Below are 16140 nucleotides of genomic sequence, written 5' to 3'. Positions count from 1 at the left end.
GTCAATCGGCAAAGACCGTGCGATAAGATCGGCGCGTAAACTTCCAGAGCCCGTCGATCCGCTTCAACTCGTCATCGTAGCGCCCCGTTGCGCGGACGCGCTTGCCGGAGGCCGGATCGTCGAAAATCTCGATGGTGTAGGCCACTGCCCGCGCCGCATCGCCATCAACCTCGATGGAACCGGGCTGCATGAAGTAGACCATCGGCTTCGAGCAGTTGTCGAGACCATAGTGCTTCATCGATTTCGTCCATCCGGCGACGATGGCGGCCTTGCCCGAAAAACCGCCGAGGTCGGGATATTCGGGCAGTTCCCAATAGGCATCCTCCGCCCAGATGGAGCCCCACAATTCGGGGTCGAGCGTCATTACCCCGTGGGCATGGGTGTCCATCAATTCACGGATCGCCATGCGATCCTCAAGCGGTCCTGAAAAAGGCATCATCCTGCTCCTTACCAGGGGTGGGTCTCACCGTTCCACTTGAGGAAGTCGCCCGAACGCTCGAGCGTCCATTCGCGGGTGATCTTGCGGATGCCCTCGGCACTCTCGACCGGGGTGATGTCTGCGCCTTCCCCGCCCATGTCCGTCTGCACCCAGCCCGGATGAATGATGCCGACGATCACGCCACGATCCTTGAGGTCGATGGCGACTGATCGCATCAGGCGGTTGAGCCCTGCCTTGGCCGCGACATAGGAATAGTAGCCGCCATAGGGCCAGGTCGATGCGGCCAGCTGGCTGGAGAAGTTGATGACTTTCGCGCCCTCGCCCATACGGGGGAGAAACGCCTGCAACACGCGCAGCGGGCCCTGCACCATGATGCGGAAGACCTCGTCCCATTCGGCCCAGTCGGAGCTTTCCAGTTCCGCAGGCCCCGAACCGCTGACGCCGGCAACGTTGTAGAGCACGTCGATCGCCTCGCCTGCCGTTTCGGCAGCGCCTGCCTTGACCGAGGCATCGTCGGCCACGTCGAAACGGTGGACGGTCAGGCGTCCGTCCGATCCTGCGACGAGATCGGCGAGCGCGCCTGCGCTTTCAGGGTTGCGCACAAGCGCGATCACCCGGTCGCCCGCCGCAACATGCTGGCGAGTCAGTTCCAGGCCGATTCCGCGCCCGGCACCTGTTATTGCCACGGTCGTCATGCTTTCGTCTCCCACTACAGTCTTGTTGCGGCCGAATCCGGCAGTCTTGCCGGATTTCGAATCAGTTCAGCGGGTCATACAGGCTGCGGATGCTGGCGATGGTCAGCTTCAGCACCTTCTCGATCCGCTCAGGCCCCATGACCGGTCGCTGCAACAGCAGGCCGGAATGGACGGCGATGGCGAAATCGCTGCCCAGCTTCATCGCTTCCCACTGGTCCTGCCACTGCGGGAACGATTCGATCATCTCGGCGATCCATACTTCATCGTAACGCTGCGCCGCAGGAGCGAACGCGGCATTGAGCTCGGCATCCGTGCGGGCGGCAACGGCCAGTTCGAGATAGGCTGCATATTCGCGCGTCTGCACGCTGCGCCAGTGTGCTTCGGTGGCAAGATCGATCAGCAGCGCATCGCGGCTTTGGGCCATGGCGGCAATATAATCATCCAAGAACAGGCGCATGCGCTGGTAGAAGATGTGTTCGACCACCGCCGCGACGAGATCTATGCGCGTGGCGAAGTGATGATGCATCGCCCCGCGCGAAACCTGCGCGCGCTCCGCCACCTGGGCGGTGGTCAGGCCCTGATAGCCACCTTCGACCAGGCAATCGACGGCCGCCTCGAGCATCTTCAGTCGCGTCTGCGCCGACTTGCGTTGCTGCCAGCGCACCGGCTCGCCCTCGCCCAGCGAGGTCGGCCGCATCGCGGCAAGCATGCGCTTCTGCATCGTGGAGCCAGCCATCGTCATTGTCCTGTCATGCCCGGGTTTGCCGCGCAAGACCGCCTGACAAAACGGCCAGTTTAATCCGACGGGCGACGGAGAGCATAAAACCGGCAGACGCGCCGGTTATACCGAATCGCGCTGACAGGAGCGGCGACACGGCCATGCCGGCGCCTTTGGGAGGGATCGAGATCATGACAAAACGGAACAGGCCTTTCATGACGAGCAGCCTTGCGGCTCTCGCCATTGCCACGCTGCCCGCCGCAGTCCAGGCACAGGACGCACAGTCGCCTCAGGCGCAAGCCGATGAAGCCCCGGCAGGAGGCCTCGGCGAAATCGTCGTCACTGCCCAGAAGAAGGCCGAGAGCATCCAGTCCGTGCCGATTTCCATTGCTGCTGTCGGCAGCGAGACGCTCGCGGCCTACAATGTCACGACGCTGCAGGCACTTCAGGGCTCGGTCCCCAACGTCCAGATCGACAACTTCGCCAATACCCCCAACAATGCGGTGTTCACCATCCGCGGCATCGGCGTGATCGAGCCCGACCCTTATGCCGGCAACACCGTGTCCATCGTGGTCGACGGCGTGCCGCAGTTCTTCTCCATGGGTGCGCTCCTTGATACCTACGACACCAACCGCGTCGAGATCCTGCGTGGGCCGCAGGGCACGCTGTTCGGCGCCAACACCACCGGCGGTGTTGTCAACGTGGTGACCAACCAGCCTACCGGTGAATTCGGCGGCTATGTTCGCGGCACTTATGGCAACTGGAACCGCTTCGACATCAACGCTTCGGTCGAGGCGCCGCTTGCCAAGGATCTCGTCAGCGTCAAGGTTTCGGGCATCCACACCCAGCGCGATGGCTGGACCACCAACGTGTGGAACGGCGAGGACATGGGCCGCAAGAATGTCGATGCGGTGCGCGGCCAGCTCTATATCACGCCCAGCCCGGACCTGAAGATCACGCTGCAGGGGGAATATGTGGAAGCCCGCAACGGCGCGCCGATCGTCGTGAATGGCGGTCTGCCGGGAGAAGGCAACTACGTACCCGAAGGCACGTTCTGGAACGGCGCCAAGCTGCCCATGTACCGCAGCCCATGCGCGGTCCCCAACCAGCCCTGCAAGGCGCCGGACAAGTACTTCTCGGGCAACAACGAAGTGCCCGACCGGTCGGACATGACGACGAAGTTCTTCATCGGCACGATCCAGTACGACAATACGCCGCTGGGCGATATCACGGCGATCACCGGCTACAAGAACTTCACCCTGTTCGAGTACACCGACCAGGACGGCACGGCGAAGACCAACAACGCCACGCGCCGCCGCACCCGTGGCTGGCAGTTCAGCCAGGAACTGCGCAGCGCGTTCTCGGCTGGTGACAGCTTCAACGCTGTGGCGGGTCTGTTCTACCTGAAGACTCACTACAACCACTACCAGATGTATCATCTGGACTTTGCCCTGCCCGGCCTCGTCCAGTTCAACCAGCAGTTCCAGGGCACCGAATCCTTCTCGGCCTTCCTGCAAACTTACACCCAGATCACCGATCAGCTGAAGTTTTCGGCAGGTATCCGCTACACCCACGACGAGGTCGATGCGCGCTCCACCCTCGATTACGGCGTCGGCGCTCCGGCGCTGACTTCAGACAACTTTGCCGTGATTCCCACCATCGTTGTCGGCGGGCAGACCGTGCAGCAGGGCCGCGACCTGCGCAACGATCCGCACGACATCGACGTTGGCGGCAAGAAGGGTTGGAGCAACGTCGGCTGGAAGATCGGTCTGGATTATGAAGTCGGCCAGAACCAGCTGATCTACGCGAGCTGGGCGCGCGGCTTCAAATCGGGCGGGTTCACCGGCCGCATCGGCGTGGCCGCTGACGGTGACACGCCGTACAACCCGGAGAAGGTGGACACCTTTGAAGTGGGCCTCAAGGCCGACTTCCTCGACCGTCGCCTCCGCACCAACTTCGCGGCGTTCTATACCAACTATCGCGACATGCAGGTGGCGCAGATCTACTTCGATCCGGCGACCAACGTGCAGGGCAACCGCATCCTCAATGCGGCCAAGTCCGAGATCAAGGGCTTTGAGCTTGAAGTCCAGGCCATCCCTGTCGAAGGCCTGACCCTGCGCGGCTCGCTCGCCTACCTTGACACCAAGTACAAGAGCTTCCTGTACTATGATCCGGTGGCGGCGAAGTTCATCGACCTCAAGGGCTTTGCGCTGCAGAATGCGCCGAAGTGGGCCTCGACCCTGGGCGCCAATTTCACCCACGAGTTCGCCGGCGGGTCGAGCGTCATGGCCGACGTCAGCTGGATGTATACCGGGCAGAAGTTCTATACCGCCGTGGTCAACACCCCCCGCTCCTCGATCCAGCCGACCTATTACGTAGACGCCCTGCTGACCTATTACGGCCCGGACAAGCGCTACTCGATCGGCCTGTGGGGCAAGAACCTTTTCGACAAGCGCTATATCTCCACGGTCTACGACAGCCCCGGATACATGGGTCTCGTTGGCTATGCCCCGCCCCGCCAATTCGGCGTGACGGTCGGCTACAACTTCTGACCTGACGGAATCCTCCCTGGCCCCGGTCGTTCCACACAGACGACCGGGGCACTTTTTGTTTGCAGACACGAAGGACAGACAATGGCCAATGGCAAGATGGAAGGCCGCGTAGCGATCATCACGGGCGGCGCATCGGGGCTCGGCGCGGAAGATGCCCGCCTGCTCGCCCGCGAAGGCGCAAGGGTTGTCATCACCGACATGCAGGAAGACCTGGGCCGGGCAACCGCCGCGGAAATCCCGGGTTGTGTCTTCATGCAGCATGACGTGCGCGACGAAGGCCGATGGCACGAGGTCATCGCTGAAACCCTGCGCCTGTTCGGCAGGCTCGATACGCTGGTCAACAATGCAGGGCTCGTGCGGTTCGGTACGATCGAGGACCTGCCCTACCCGGATTTCCGTCTTCAGACCGAGGTCATGCTGGGAGGCACATTCCTGGGATGCCAGGCGGCGATCCCGCACATGAGCAAGGACGGTGCCGGTTCCATCATCAACATGGCGTCGATCGGCGGGATCAAGGGCATCAGCGCCATCCCCGCCTACGCCGGAGCAAAGGCCGGGATCATCGGCATGACCCGCTCGATCGCGGTCCACTGCCGCGAGCAGGGCTATCGGATCCGCTGCAACTCGATCGCGCCGGGCGGCATCGTCACGCCGATGACCGCACAGGCACTGGCCGAACTCCCGGCCGACAACGCCGGTCTGGAACAGGCAAACAACCATGGCATGGGGCAGCCCATCGATATTGCCAACATGGTGCTGTATCTGGCGTGCGACGATGGGCGGCACATCACCGGCACCAACATCGTCATCGACAATGGCGAGACGATGGGCTGATCGTTTTGAGGGGGCGGGGCAGAGGCATGTCTCCCCCGCCCCCGGCGGCTGATACACAAATCCTTTCCAACCATTTGTGGTAGCGCTATCGTCTGAGTAATCAGGCGGAAGAGTCTGGAGCAACCGGGAAAGGAAATACGTGAAAAGATCGAGCACCATGACTCGAAGGCAAGGCCTTGGCATCATTGCTGGCGGCGTTGCCATGCTCTCACGGCCGGTGGTCGGCCTGGCGGCGACGCCACCGCTATCCCTGTCCGCTCTGGCCGCCGCAAAGGGCATGCGGTTTGGCTCGGCCGTCGCCGGTGGTGGTGGCGGATCCTGGAGAAATCCCGCGCTTGCCGATTTGCTCAGGCGCGAATGCGCGATTGTGGTCGCCGAAAATGAGATGAAGTGGCAGGCCATCAGGCCCTCGCCCACTTCATTCGATTTTGCGGCGTTTGACGGGATTGCGGCCTTCGCTGCGCAGAACCAGATGAAGTTGCGCGGCCACACGCTGCTTTGGCATCGACCGAAGTGGATGCCGCGCTGGCTGGAAAGCCATGATTTCGGTTCGCGGCCCGCAACCGCCGCAGCGGCGATGATGGCCAATCACGTAGAGACTGTCTGCGCCCGCTATCAGGGCCGGATCGTATCCTACGACGTGGTCAATGAAACCGTGCTGCCCGAGGATGGATCGCTGGCCGAGACAGCGCTTTCGAAGGCCATGGGCGGGACCGAGGCGCTGGTCGACCTTGCGTTCCGCACGGCGCGCAAGGCTGCTCCGGGCGTCGAGCTGGTCTATAACGATTACATGAGCTGGGAGCCTGGCAACGCCCTCCACCGCAAGGGTGTGCTACGATTGCTGGAAGGCTTTCGCAGGCGCGGTACCCCGGTCGACGCGCTGGGCGTGCAATCGCATCTCATCGCACCCTTGCCCGATGCCGCCCACCGCCGGGAATGGCAGCGTTTCGTGGATGACGTGGTGGCGATGGACTACAAGCTCGTCATAACCGAGTTCGACGTGCGCGATCGCGACCTGCCTGTCGACATCCCCAGCCGGGACCGCACAGTGGCCGACACGACCAAAACCTATTTCGAGATGATGCTCGATTATCCGCAGCTGAAGGACGTGCTCGCGTGGGGCCTGGTCGATGCCTACTCATGGCTGCAGGGCTTCGAGCCGCGTGCGGACAAGGCCGAGGCGCGCGGGTGCCTGTTTGATTCCGCGTTCAAGCCAAAACCGGTGCATGCTGCCTTGGCCCAGGCTTTCAGCGCGGCCCGCCCCCGGGCCTGAACTGTTCACAGCCGGGGGACATTGCCCCCGGCCATTCACTCAATGGTTATCCCGAGGCAAGCCCATCGTCTGGGCAATGCGCTGGTACTTCTCTGCGCCTTCGAGAATGGCGCCTGCGGAAAGCTGGCCAACGCGTTCGCGCTGGATTTCCTGCCACGGCGTTTGCGAAGGCGGATAGGCATAGCCTCCTGCCGCCTCAAGCGCTGCTCGGCGCGCTGCCAGTTCTTCATCGGAAACCAGCATGTTGGCCGTGCCCTTGCGCAAGTCGATCCGCACGCGATCGCCGGTCTTGAGTAAGGCAAGGCCACCCATTGCCGCCGCTTCCGGGCTGGCGTTGAGGATCGAAGGGCTGCCGCTGGTGCCTGACTGGCGGCCATCGCCGATGCAGGGCAGCGCGGTAACACCTGCGCTTATGAGATAGGAAGGGGCCCGCATGTTGACCACTTCGGCCGCGCCGGGATAGCCAATCGGCCCGGCCCCGCGCATGAACAGCAGCGTTTCAGGCGTGATACCCGTCGCAGGATCATCGATGCGCGCGTGATAGTCTTCCGGGCCATCGAACACGACCGCCGGGCCTTCGAAGGCATCGGGATCGTCCGGGTTCGACAGGTAGCGCTCCCGGAATTCGTTGCTGATCACGCTGGTCTTCATGATCGCGGAATCGAAGAGGTTCCCCGAGAGCACGATGAAGCCGGCATCCTTGACCAGAGGCTGGTCGTACGGACGGATCACCTTCTCGTCCTCGATCACCGCATTACGGCAATTCTCGCCCATGGTCTTGCCGTTCACGGTCATCGCGTTTTCGGCGATGAGGCCCTGTGCGATCAGCTGGCCCACCACCGCCGGCACGCCACCAGCGCGATAGTAGTCCTCGCCGAGGTACTCGCCGGCAGGCTGCAGGTTGACCAGCAACGGCACCTTGTGGCCGAGGCGCTGCCAGTCGGTCAGCGGCAGGTCCACTCCGACGTGACGCGCTATGGCGGCCAGATGGATCGGTGCATTGGTCGACCCGCCGATCGCCGAATTGACGACGATGGCGTTGTGAAATGCATCGAGCGTCATGATGTCCGAAGGCTTGAGGTCCTCGTGCACCATGTCAACGATGCGCTTGCCGGTGCGCCAGGCGCACTCCTGCCGGTCACGATAAGGCGCAGGAATGGCGGCCGACCCCGGCAGCATCATGCCCAGCGCTTCGGCAAGGCTGTTCATGGTCGTAGCCGTGCCCATCGTGTTGCAATAGCCGGTCGACGGTGCCGAACTGGCGACGAGCTTGATGAAGCCCTCCTCGTCCAGTTCGCCCTTGGCCATCAGTTCACGGCCCTTCCAAACGATCGTACCCGATCCGGTACGCTCGCCCTTGAACCAGCCGTTGAGCATCGGGCCGACCGACAGCGCGATGGCTGGAATGTTCACGGTGGCCGCCGCCATCAGCAGCGCGGGCGTGGTCTTGTCGCAACCAGTGGTCAGCACCACACCGTCGATCGGATAGCCGTAAAGCGCTTCGACCAGGCCGATGTAGGCAAGGTTTCGGTCAAGCCCTGCCGTGGGGCGCTTGCCGGTTTCCTGGATAGGATGCACCGGAATCTCCAGCGCGATCCCGCCCGCCTCGCGAATCCCTTCGCGCACGCGCTCCGCCAGCACGATATGGTGACGGTTGCACGGCGAAAGATCGCTGCCCGTCTGCGCAATCCCGATGATCGGCTTGCCCGAACGCAGCTCCTCAAGGCTCAACCCGAAGTTGAGATAGCGCTCAAGGTAGAGCGAGGTCATGTCGATATTGTCGGGATTGTCGAACCACGCGCGCGAGCGGAGCTTCGGGGCCTTTGGAGAGGATTCGGTCATTGCAGCTTTCAGCTATTCGAGTGGAGTTCAGCGCCGCTTCGGCGCGACGCTGACGCGGTAGATCATGGCGTGGCGATAGGGCTTGCCCGGATCGACACGTGTGGACACGAACTTGGCCTGGTTGGGGGCATCCGGAAACTTCTGCGGTTCAAGCGCGATCCCGTCTCCCATGCGGTAGACATGGCCCTGCTTGCCGAGCACCGTCCCATCAAGGAAATTACCGGTGTAGAACTGCACGCCGGGTTCGGTCGTCAGCACTTCGAGCACGCGGCCAGAAGCAGGGTCTTCCAGCCGTGCGGCAAGCTGCGGCGTCGCGGTAACGCCCTTGTCGAGCGCGAAGTTGTGGTCATAGCCGCGACCGATGGCGATCTGGTCGTCCCGCCCATCGCGCAAGCCGTTGGCAATGCGCTTGGGCCGACTGAAGTCGAACACCGTGCCCGCCACCTTGCGAAGCTCGCCGGTGGGGATCAGGGTGGCATCGACAGGGGTGTAGCTTGACGCCGGGATCATCAGCCGGTTGCCCATGGCACCCATCGGCGCCCCCTCCCCGGCCATGTTGAACAGCGCGTGGTTCGTCATGTTGACGATCGTCGGCTTGTCGGTCGCCGCTTCGAAGGTGATGCCAAGATTCCCGCGCTCGTCCAGCGTATAGGTCACCTTGGTATCGAGCTTGCCGGGATAGCCTTCCTCGCCATCGGCGCTGACGTAGGAGAGCACCACGCTCGCCACCGGGCCCGACTTGATCGAGACCACCTTCCAGTTGCGCTTGTCAAAGCCCTTCACGCCGCCGTGCAGCGAATTGCCGAGGTTGTTCTGGGCGAGCTGATAAGCCTTGCCATCAAGCGTGAAACGCCCCTTGGCGATGCGGTTGGCATAGCGGCCCACCGTCACGCCGAAGAAATTGGGCTTGGCCTCATAGGTCTGCACATCATCATAACCCAGCACGATGTCGGCCACCTTGCCATCGCGCGAGGGCGCCATCAGCGACTGCAGCGTGGCGCCATAGGTCAGCACGCGGGCGGAAACGCCATTGGCAGCCTTCAACGTGATTGCGAAAGCCTCGGTGCCGTCGGCCAGCCTGCCTGCGCTTTCCTGTTTCGCTTCGGCCGCGCTGACCGACTGGGCCAGCAGGGCAACCGGTGCGGCCAGTGCCAGCATCAGCAGGGTGCCGTTGTTCGGCTTTCCCGCAATCCTCATCCTCTCGATCCTTTCGGAGACGTGCATTGTCCTTGCGCCATTGACGGCGAGCGTTCGCGGATATAGTCCGACAAATAGAATTTGCGCAAGACGGTAAGCGTACCGCAGCGCGCACCGGGCAAGAGAGAGGAAGCGCAAGTCCATGCCGCCAGTGGCTTCACCCCAGGGAAATACCGCGATCGAAGGCGATTCCAACGTGTGTTACGGCCCTGCGCTGACCCTTCTGGCCAGCCTGTTCTTCATGTGGGGGTTCATTACGGTCATCAACAACACGCTGCTGCCACACCTGCGCAGCGTGTTCGACCTGAACTATACGCAGACAACATTGATCGAATCGGTGTGGTTCATCGCGTACTTCGTTGCCTCGATCCCCTCGGCAAAGCTGATCGAGAAGATCGGTTACCAGAAGTCGCTGGTGATCGGGCTGCTGGTGATGGCAGCAGGCGCGCTGGGCATGATGCTGGCGGCGTCGATCCCGTCCTATGGGGTTACCCTGGCGATGCTGTTCGTGATCGCCAGCGGCATTACGCTGCTGCAGGTTGCCGCCAATCCCTATGTCGCCGTGGTCGGCAAGCCGGAGACCGCGTCCTCGCGCCTGAACCTGGTGCAGGCGATGAATTCTGCCGGAACGATGCTTGCGCCGATGTTCGGCGCATACCTGATCCTCGGTCGCTCAAAGGGCGGCACGGCCACGTCCGATGTCGTACTGACACAGGCCGAGCGGCTGGCCGATGCGCAATCGGTGATCCTGCCTTATGGCCTCGTTGCCGTCGTTCTCATCGTTCTTGCCGTGATCATTGGCCGGTTCCCGCTCCCAGCCATGGGCAGCGCAACCCAGCGACTTGCGCCCGAGGAACGGGCAAAGCTTTCGCTGTGGAAGCACCGCAATCTCGTCTTCGGCATTCCGGCAATCTTCATCTACCTGATCGCTGAAATCGGTGTGGCGAACCTTTTCGTGAACTTCGTCAGCCAGCCGGAGATCGCCAACCTGACGCATGAGAAGGCCGGCCAGTATCTCACCTTCCTGTGGGGCGGCATGATGGTCGGGCGCTTTCTGGGCTCGGCGATCATGCAGAAGGTGGACGCAGGCCTGGTGCTTGCCGCCTTCTCGGTCGGCGCCTTCGTGGTCATGCTAGTCACCGTCTTCACCACTGGCCCTGTCGCGATGTGGGCGCTGATCCTTGTCGGCCTGTTCCACTCGATCATGTTCCCGACGATCTTCACGCTCGGCATCAAGGGCCTGGGGCCCTTGACCGAGGAGGGTTCAGGCCTGCTGATCATGGCCATCGCCGGTGGCGCACTGGTCGTCGTGCAGGGCTGGCTGGCCGATGCCTATGGTCTGCAGACCTCTTTCCTGCTGACGGCTGCGTGTGAATTGTATGTGCTGTTCTATGCACTGTGGGGTTCAAAGACCACTGCCGATCCTGCCTGACGCATAGCTATGAACGCCCTTCGGCCGGATCGCACATGGTTGCGCTCCGGCCATTCTGATAATATGTCAGACTAAATCAGGAGATTTTCGATGACAGAATTCCGCTCCGTGGTAGCCGCCACGGGTGAGCCGACCGGTCCTGCCTTTGCCGTGCATGGACCCGCTGAAGTCGATGCCGCCTGCGCCGCAGCTGCCGCCGCGTTCGACGTCTACCGCGCCACCAGCCGCGAAGAGCGCGCTGCCTTCCTCGAATCCATTGCATCAGAGATCCTCGCCATCGGCGATGATCTGATCGAAGCAGCAATGAGCGAGTCCGGCCTTCCGCGTGCGCGCCTCGAAGGCGAACGGGGCCGCACCGTGGGCCAGCTGCGCCTGTTTGCAGACGTTGTCCGCAAGGGCGCCTGGCAGCAGTTGCGCATCGATCCGGCCCTGCCCGATCGTCAGCCCCTGCCCCGTCCGGACATCCGCCTGCGCATGATCCCGGTGGGGCCGGTCGCCGTGTTCGGCGCATCAAACTTCCCGCTCGCCTTTTCGACGGCTGGAGGGGACACCGCCTCGGCGCTAGCGGCAGGCTGCCCGGTCGTGGTCAAGGGACACCCCGCCCATCCCCGCACTGGCGAACTGGTTGCGGGGGCGATAGCCCGTGCAGTTGCTGCCTGTGGCCTGCCGGCCGGCGTGTTCGGCCATCTCTTGGGTCCGTCGAACGAACTTGGCGCGGCGCTTGTGCAGGATCCGCGCATTGCCGCAGTCGGCTTCACCGGCTCGCGCAGCGGCGGCCTTGCGCTCGTCCGGCTTGCCCAAGGCCGTGACGTGCCGATCCCGGTCTACGCCGAGATGTCGAGCATCAACCCGGTGCTGCTCCTGCCCGAAGCGCTGAAGGCGCGGGGGGGGGCGCTCGGCACGGCGTTCGTCGGCTCGCTCACCATGGGTGCGGGCCAGTTCTGCACCAATCCCGGCCTTGTGCTGGCCATCGAAGGCGAAGGCCTCGAAGCCTTTATTGCCGCTGCCACCGAAGCCGTCAGGGCCGCGACTGCCCAGACGATGCTGACGGGCGGCATCTGCAAGGCCTATCAGTCGGGCGTCGCCGCGCTTGAAACCGCACCCGGCGTAGAAAAGCTGGCCGAGGGCGTTGCCGGCGACGCAATGCAGGGCCACGCCGCGCTGTTCCGCACCACTGCGCAGGCATTCCTCGCCGACAAGGCTTTGGGCCACGAGGTGTTCGGCGCCTCTTCTGTTGTCGTCGTGTGCAAGGACGAGGCAGAACTGGCCACAGTCCTTGCCGGACTCGAAGGCCAGCTGACAGCCACCCTGCACATGGACGCCGCTGATGAAGCGCTCGCCGCGCGGTTGATGCCGGTGCTTGAACTGAAGGCCGGGCGCATCCTTGCCAATGGCTGGCCGACCGGCGTCGAAGTATGCCACGCCATGGTCCATGGCGGTCCCTTCCCGGCGACCTCCGACCCGCGCACGACCTCGGTCGGAAGCCTCGCGATCGACCGCTTCCTGCGCCCCGTCAGCTACCAGAACCTTGCCGCCAATATGTTGCCGCCCGAACTTCGCGATGATGCGCGTGGTGATGGTGCGCCGCGCCTGATTGACGGCACGTTGACGCTCTGAGCGCCTGACAGGAGACCGCATCATGTCCCTCCGCCTCCTGCAGCACCGTGCCAGCAATGGAACGCGCAGTGTCATCCTGGCCAATGGCGCGGCCGCGCATGTCCTCGAAGGAGTTGCCCGCACCACGGACCTCGCCCGCCGCGCCATCGCCGCCGGAACGTCGCTGGTGCAGGAGGCGAAAGCCTGTCCGGTTGGCCCGTCAATAGATCTTGCGGCAGAGTTCGAAGCAGGCCGCTTCCTCACGCCGATCGACCACGAAGATCCGGCGCATCTGGCCCTGACCGGCACAGGCCTTACCCACCTCGGCTCGGCCGAAGGGCGCGACAAGATGCATCGGGAGGCTGCAGCGGCTGCCCATCAGACCGATTCCATGCGCATGTTCCTCGAAGGGCTCGAAGGCGGCAAGCCGAGCGATGGCCGGGTCGGCCAGCAGCCCGAATGGTTCTACAAGGGCGATGGCAGCCAGCTGGTCGGACCCGGCGAACCGCTGGAGATGCCGGCATTCGCGCAGGACGGCGGCGAGGAACCGGAACTGGCTGGCATCTACCTGATCGGCCCGGACGGCACACCGTTCAGGCTCGGCTTCGCGCTTGCCAACGAGTTTTCGGACCACGTCACCGAACGCCACAATTACCTGTGGCTGGCGCATTCCAAGCTGCGCCGGGCCGCACTGGGCCCTGAACTGCTGATCGGCGAGGCCCCCACCGACATTCGCGGCACCAGCCGCATACTGCGCGATGGCGTGGTGCAGTGGGAAAAGCCCTTCCTCACCGGCGAGGACAACATGAGCCATAGCCTCGCCAACCTGGAGCACCACCACTTCAAGTACGAGTTGTTCCGGCGCCCCGGCGATGTGCATGTCCACTTCTTTGGCACCGCTACACTCTCATTCAGCGATGCAGTACGCACGCAAGTGGGCGACGTGTTCGAGATCGAGGCGGCGCCGTTTGCACTGCCGTGCCGCAATCCGCTGACGCAGACGGCAGGCGATGCTTCCGCGCCGCTCAAGGTGCAGGTACTCTAAAGGCATGGACCCGATCAGGATCGCCGTTATCGGCGTGGGCAAGATCGCCCGCGACCAGCACTTGCCCGCTATCGCTGGCAATGGCGCGTTCGGACTTGCCGCGACGGTCAGCCCGCATGACCCCGGCGTAGATGGCGTGCCCCATTTCGCCAGTCTGGACGAGTTGCTTGCGAGCGGTCCGGCCGTCGACGCCGTCGCGCTGTGCACCCCGCCACAGGTACGCTACGATCTGGCCAGCACCGCGCTTGCGCGCGGCGTCCACGTCTTTCTCGAAAAGCCACCGGGCGCGACGCTGGCTGAAGTCGCCGCGCTGGAAACGCAGGCAGACAAGGTCGGCGCCACGCTGTTCGCTGCCTGGCATTCGCGCTTTGCCGCCGGGGTTGCTCCAGCCCGAGCCTGGCTGGCCGAACGGCGCATCGACAATGTCGAGATCATTTGGCGTGAGGACGTGCGGGTGTGGCATCCGGGACAGGCGTGGATCTGGGAGCCGGGCGGCCTGGGTGTCTTCGACCCCGGAATCAACGCATTGTCGATCGCAACCCGCATCCTGCCCCGGCCGATCTTCCTGCAGTCCGGGACACTCGAAATCCCCTCCAACCGCGCCGCCCCCATCGCTGCCGACCTGAGCTTCCGCGATAGCACCGGCGCGTCAGTCCACATGGACCTCGACTGGCGGCAGACCGGCCCGCAAAGCTGGGACATCGTGGTGGAAACCGATGCCGGCACGCTCAAGCTGTCAAGCGGCGGCGCGGTACTGACGCTACCTTCGGGCACCAGCCATGACGAGGATCACGAGTATCCCGGCCTCTACGCCCGCTTCGCCACTCTGATCCGCACCGGCCGCAGCGACGTCGATGTAACCCCGCTGCGCCTCGTTGCCGACGCCTTCCTGCGCGCGACGCGGGTCAGCGTCGAACCGTTCGAGGATTGACCATGCCTGGCCCGGTGCGACGCGTTATCGGCGACTGGGGCAGCACCCGCTTGCGCCTGTTCCTCGTGGAGGACGGCGAGACGACCGCACGCTTGGATGGCCCCGGCGTGACCCAGCTGGTGGAACCGGCGGAGCGATCGCTGGCTCGCCTGCTCTCGGTCTGGCTGGCAGACGGTCCGATCAAGGCGATCACGCTGTGCGGCATGGTCGGGTCTCCCGCAGGCCTCGCCGTTGCTCCTTATGCCCCCTGCCCGGTCGATGCGGAGGGCTGGCATCATGGCCGCACCCGGCTGCGCGTGCTGGGCCACGATGTCGAGATCCTGCCCGGTCTCTCCTGCCGGACCGGCGATGGCGTGCCCGAGGTTATGCGCGGCGAGGAAACGCAGGTCTTCGGCGCAATGGCGCTGAATCCTGTCCTGCGCGATGGCGATCATCTCTTCGCCCTTCCCGGCACCCACGGCAAATGGGTCAGCACCAGCGACGGCACCATCACCGGCTTCCATACGGCTCCCACCGGCGAGGTTTTTGCCGCGATTACGGGCCACACCTCCCTGACCGGCCCGGACGCGCCCGGCGAGGGCAGCTTTGAGGATGGCTTCGGACGCGGGCTTTCCCGTTCGGCCGAAGCATTGCCGGGTGCTCTGTTCGAAGCTCGCGCGGCGCGCCTGCTCGATGGCCGCTCGCGCGATTGGGCCAAGGGCTATCTCTCGGGCGTGCTGATTGGGGCAGAGGTGGCGCAGTTCGGCAGAGGCGCGCGGAACGTGACATTGATCGGCGATCCCGCACTTGCCGCGCTTTATGCGACCGCGCTTGCACACCACGGCGGTTCATCGCAACTGGTCGACGGCGAACGCGCCGTCGTGGCCGGACTTGCCCAAGCCATAACACTTGCTGAAAGTCTGCGCCCGTGAAGGTCGAAGAAGTCCTCGCCGAAGGCGTTCCGCCCATCGTCGCCATCCTGCGCGGCATACGCACCGAGGAAGCGGTGGACATAGCCGCTTCCCTGGTCGAGGCGGGTGTGCGCCTGATCGAAGTGCCCTTCAACTCCCCCGATCCGTGCGGGTCGATCAGGGCCATGGTGAAAGCGCTGGGTGACCGCGCCGCCTTTGGCGGCGGCACGGTAACCAGCACGGATCTTGCCGAACAGCTCGCGGCGGCCGGCGGCACGTTCATGGTCTCGCCCAATACGGACGCCGCGGTCATTGCCCGGTCGCTCGAACTCGGCATGGACGTCCTTCCAGGGTTCCTGACGCCCACCGAAGCCTTCGCGGCACTTGGCGCAGGCGCGCGGGACCTCAAGCTCTTTCCCGGCTCCGTCTTGGGCAGCAGCTATATCAAGGCCATTCGGGAGGTCCTGCCGGCGGAAGCGCGCATATGGGCGGTCGGTGGCGTTGGCGTGGCCAATGTCGCAGAGTTCCGCGCGGCCGGGGTGTACGGGATCGGTGTCGGGGGCAGCCTCTACCGGCCCGGCGACGATGCGGCGACCGTGGCTGCGCGCGCAGCGTCCCTAGTGGCAGCCTGGAAGGCAGCTTCCTGATTTCTGCTTGAAGCAGTGCTTGCCAAGCGTTCACCCCGACGCTAATTAG

General features: G+C 64.0%; 15 protein-coding genes. 9 read left to right on the top strand and 6 right to left on the bottom strand.

The window, feature by feature from the left end; translation table 11 throughout:
* Position 1: 1 nt before the first annotated feature.
* The 4 genes from AC3WLM_RS18010 to AC3WLM_RS17995 form a co-directional block, all read right to left on the bottom strand.
* The gene (locus AC3WLM_RS18010) at positions 2-436 is read right to left on the bottom strand and encodes a nuclear transport factor 2 family protein (protein ID WP_492478305.1); all 435 of its coding nucleotides are present in this window, start codon (positions 434-436) and stop codon (positions 2-4) included.
* Between the two features lie 11 nt (positions 437-447).
* Complete coding sequence (locus AC3WLM_RS18005) at positions 448-1134, bottom strand: SDR family oxidoreductase (RefSeq protein ID WP_039335916.1); 687 nt, start codon at positions 1132-1134, stop codon at positions 448-450.
* Between the two features lie 61 nt (positions 1135-1195).
* Positions 1196-1870, bottom strand: coding sequence for a TetR/AcrR family transcriptional regulator (locus AC3WLM_RS18000; RefSeq protein WP_492478304.1), 675 nt, complete (start codon positions 1868-1870; stop codon positions 1196-1198).
* A 13-nt stretch (positions 1871-1883) separates the two neighbouring features.
* The gene (locus AC3WLM_RS17995; RefSeq protein WP_427467105.1) at positions 1884-2069 is read right to left on the bottom strand and encodes a hypothetical protein; all 186 of its coding nucleotides are present in this window, start codon (positions 2067-2069) and stop codon (positions 1884-1886) included.
* On the opposite strand from AC3WLM_RS17995, the gene AC3WLM_RS17990 reads away from it, so the two are divergent.
* From AC3WLM_RS17990 to AC3WLM_RS17980, 3 genes are all read left to right on the top strand, one after another.
* Entirely contained in the window at positions 2068-4404 is a 2337-nt protein-coding gene (locus tag AC3WLM_RS17990; RefSeq protein ID WP_492478303.1) for a TonB-dependent receptor, read from the top strand. The two genes, AC3WLM_RS17995 and AC3WLM_RS17990, sit on opposite strands and share 2 nt — an antisense overlap.
* Before the next feature lie 81 nt (positions 4405-4485).
* The gene (locus AC3WLM_RS17985; protein WP_039335915.1) at positions 4486-5238 is read left to right on the top strand and encodes an SDR family oxidoreductase; all 753 of its coding nucleotides are present in this window, start codon (positions 4486-4488) and stop codon (positions 5236-5238) included.
* A gap of 157 nt (positions 5239-5395) precedes the next feature.
* Positions 5396-6511: an endo-1,4-beta-xylanase gene (locus AC3WLM_RS17980; protein WP_492478302.1), complete on the top strand. Its 1116-nt coding sequence runs from the start codon at positions 5396-5398 to the stop codon at positions 6509-6511.
* Positions 6512-6550: 39 nt separating this feature from the next.
* On the opposite strand, the gene AC3WLM_RS17975 is transcribed toward AC3WLM_RS17980, so the two are convergent.
* Together AC3WLM_RS17975 and AC3WLM_RS17970 are read right to left on the bottom strand one after the other, a co-directional pair.
* Positions 6551-8353, bottom strand: a complete 1803-nt coding sequence (locus AC3WLM_RS17975) for an IlvD/Edd family dehydratase (RefSeq protein WP_492478301.1) — start codon at positions 8351-8353, stop codon at positions 6551-6553.
* 27 nt (positions 8354-8380) lie between these two features.
* A complete protein-coding gene (locus AC3WLM_RS17970; RefSeq protein ID WP_039336024.1) occupies positions 8381-9511 on the bottom strand; it encodes an aldose epimerase family protein in 1131 nt (376 codons plus the stop codon).
* A 181-nt stretch (positions 9512-9692) separates the two neighbouring features.
* Between AC3WLM_RS17970 and AC3WLM_RS17965 the strand changes: the two genes are divergently transcribed.
* The 6 genes from AC3WLM_RS17965 to AC3WLM_RS17940 all read left to right on the top strand — a co-directional run bounded on the left by AC3WLM_RS17965 (position 9693) and on the right by AC3WLM_RS17940 (position 16091).
* Positions 9693-10982: a sugar MFS transporter gene (locus AC3WLM_RS17965; protein WP_492478300.1), complete on the top strand. Its 1290-nt coding sequence runs from the start codon at positions 9693-9695 to the stop codon at positions 10980-10982.
* 90 nt (positions 10983-11072) lie between these two features.
* Entirely contained in the window at positions 11073-12599 is a 1527-nt protein-coding gene (locus AC3WLM_RS17960; protein WP_492478299.1) for an aldehyde dehydrogenase (NADP(+)), read from the top strand.
* A 22-nt stretch (positions 12600-12621) separates the two neighbouring features.
* Positions 12622-13623 carry an AraD1 family protein gene (gene araD1, locus AC3WLM_RS17955; protein ID WP_492478298.1) on the top strand — a complete coding sequence of 334 codons (1002 nt, stop codon included), beginning with the start codon at positions 12622-12624 and terminating at the stop codon, positions 13621-13623.
* Positions 13624-13627: 4 nt separating this feature from the next.
* On the top strand, positions 13628-14554 hold the full coding sequence (locus AC3WLM_RS17950) for a Gfo/Idh/MocA family protein (RefSeq protein ID WP_492478297.1): 927 nt from the start codon (positions 13628-13630) through the stop codon (positions 14552-14554).
* 2 nt (positions 14555-14556) lie between these two features.
* Complete coding sequence (locus tag AC3WLM_RS17945; RefSeq protein ID WP_492478296.1) at positions 14557-15465, top strand: 2-dehydro-3-deoxygalactonokinase; 909 nt, start codon at positions 14557-14559, stop codon at positions 15463-15465.
* Positions 15462-16091: a 2-dehydro-3-deoxy-6-phosphogalactonate aldolase gene (locus AC3WLM_RS17940; RefSeq protein WP_039335903.1), complete on the top strand. Its 630-nt coding sequence runs from the start codon at positions 15462-15464 to the stop codon at positions 16089-16091. The genes AC3WLM_RS17945 and AC3WLM_RS17940 overlap by 4 nt, the downstream gene beginning before the upstream one ends.
* Positions 16092-16140: the final 49 nt, after the last annotated feature.

The organism is Novosphingobium sp. FW305-C-30-35, assembly GCF_058783135.1.
The sequence above is the reverse complement of the archived record's forward strand: the minus strand, read 5'-3'. Positions and strand labels throughout refer to the sequence as shown.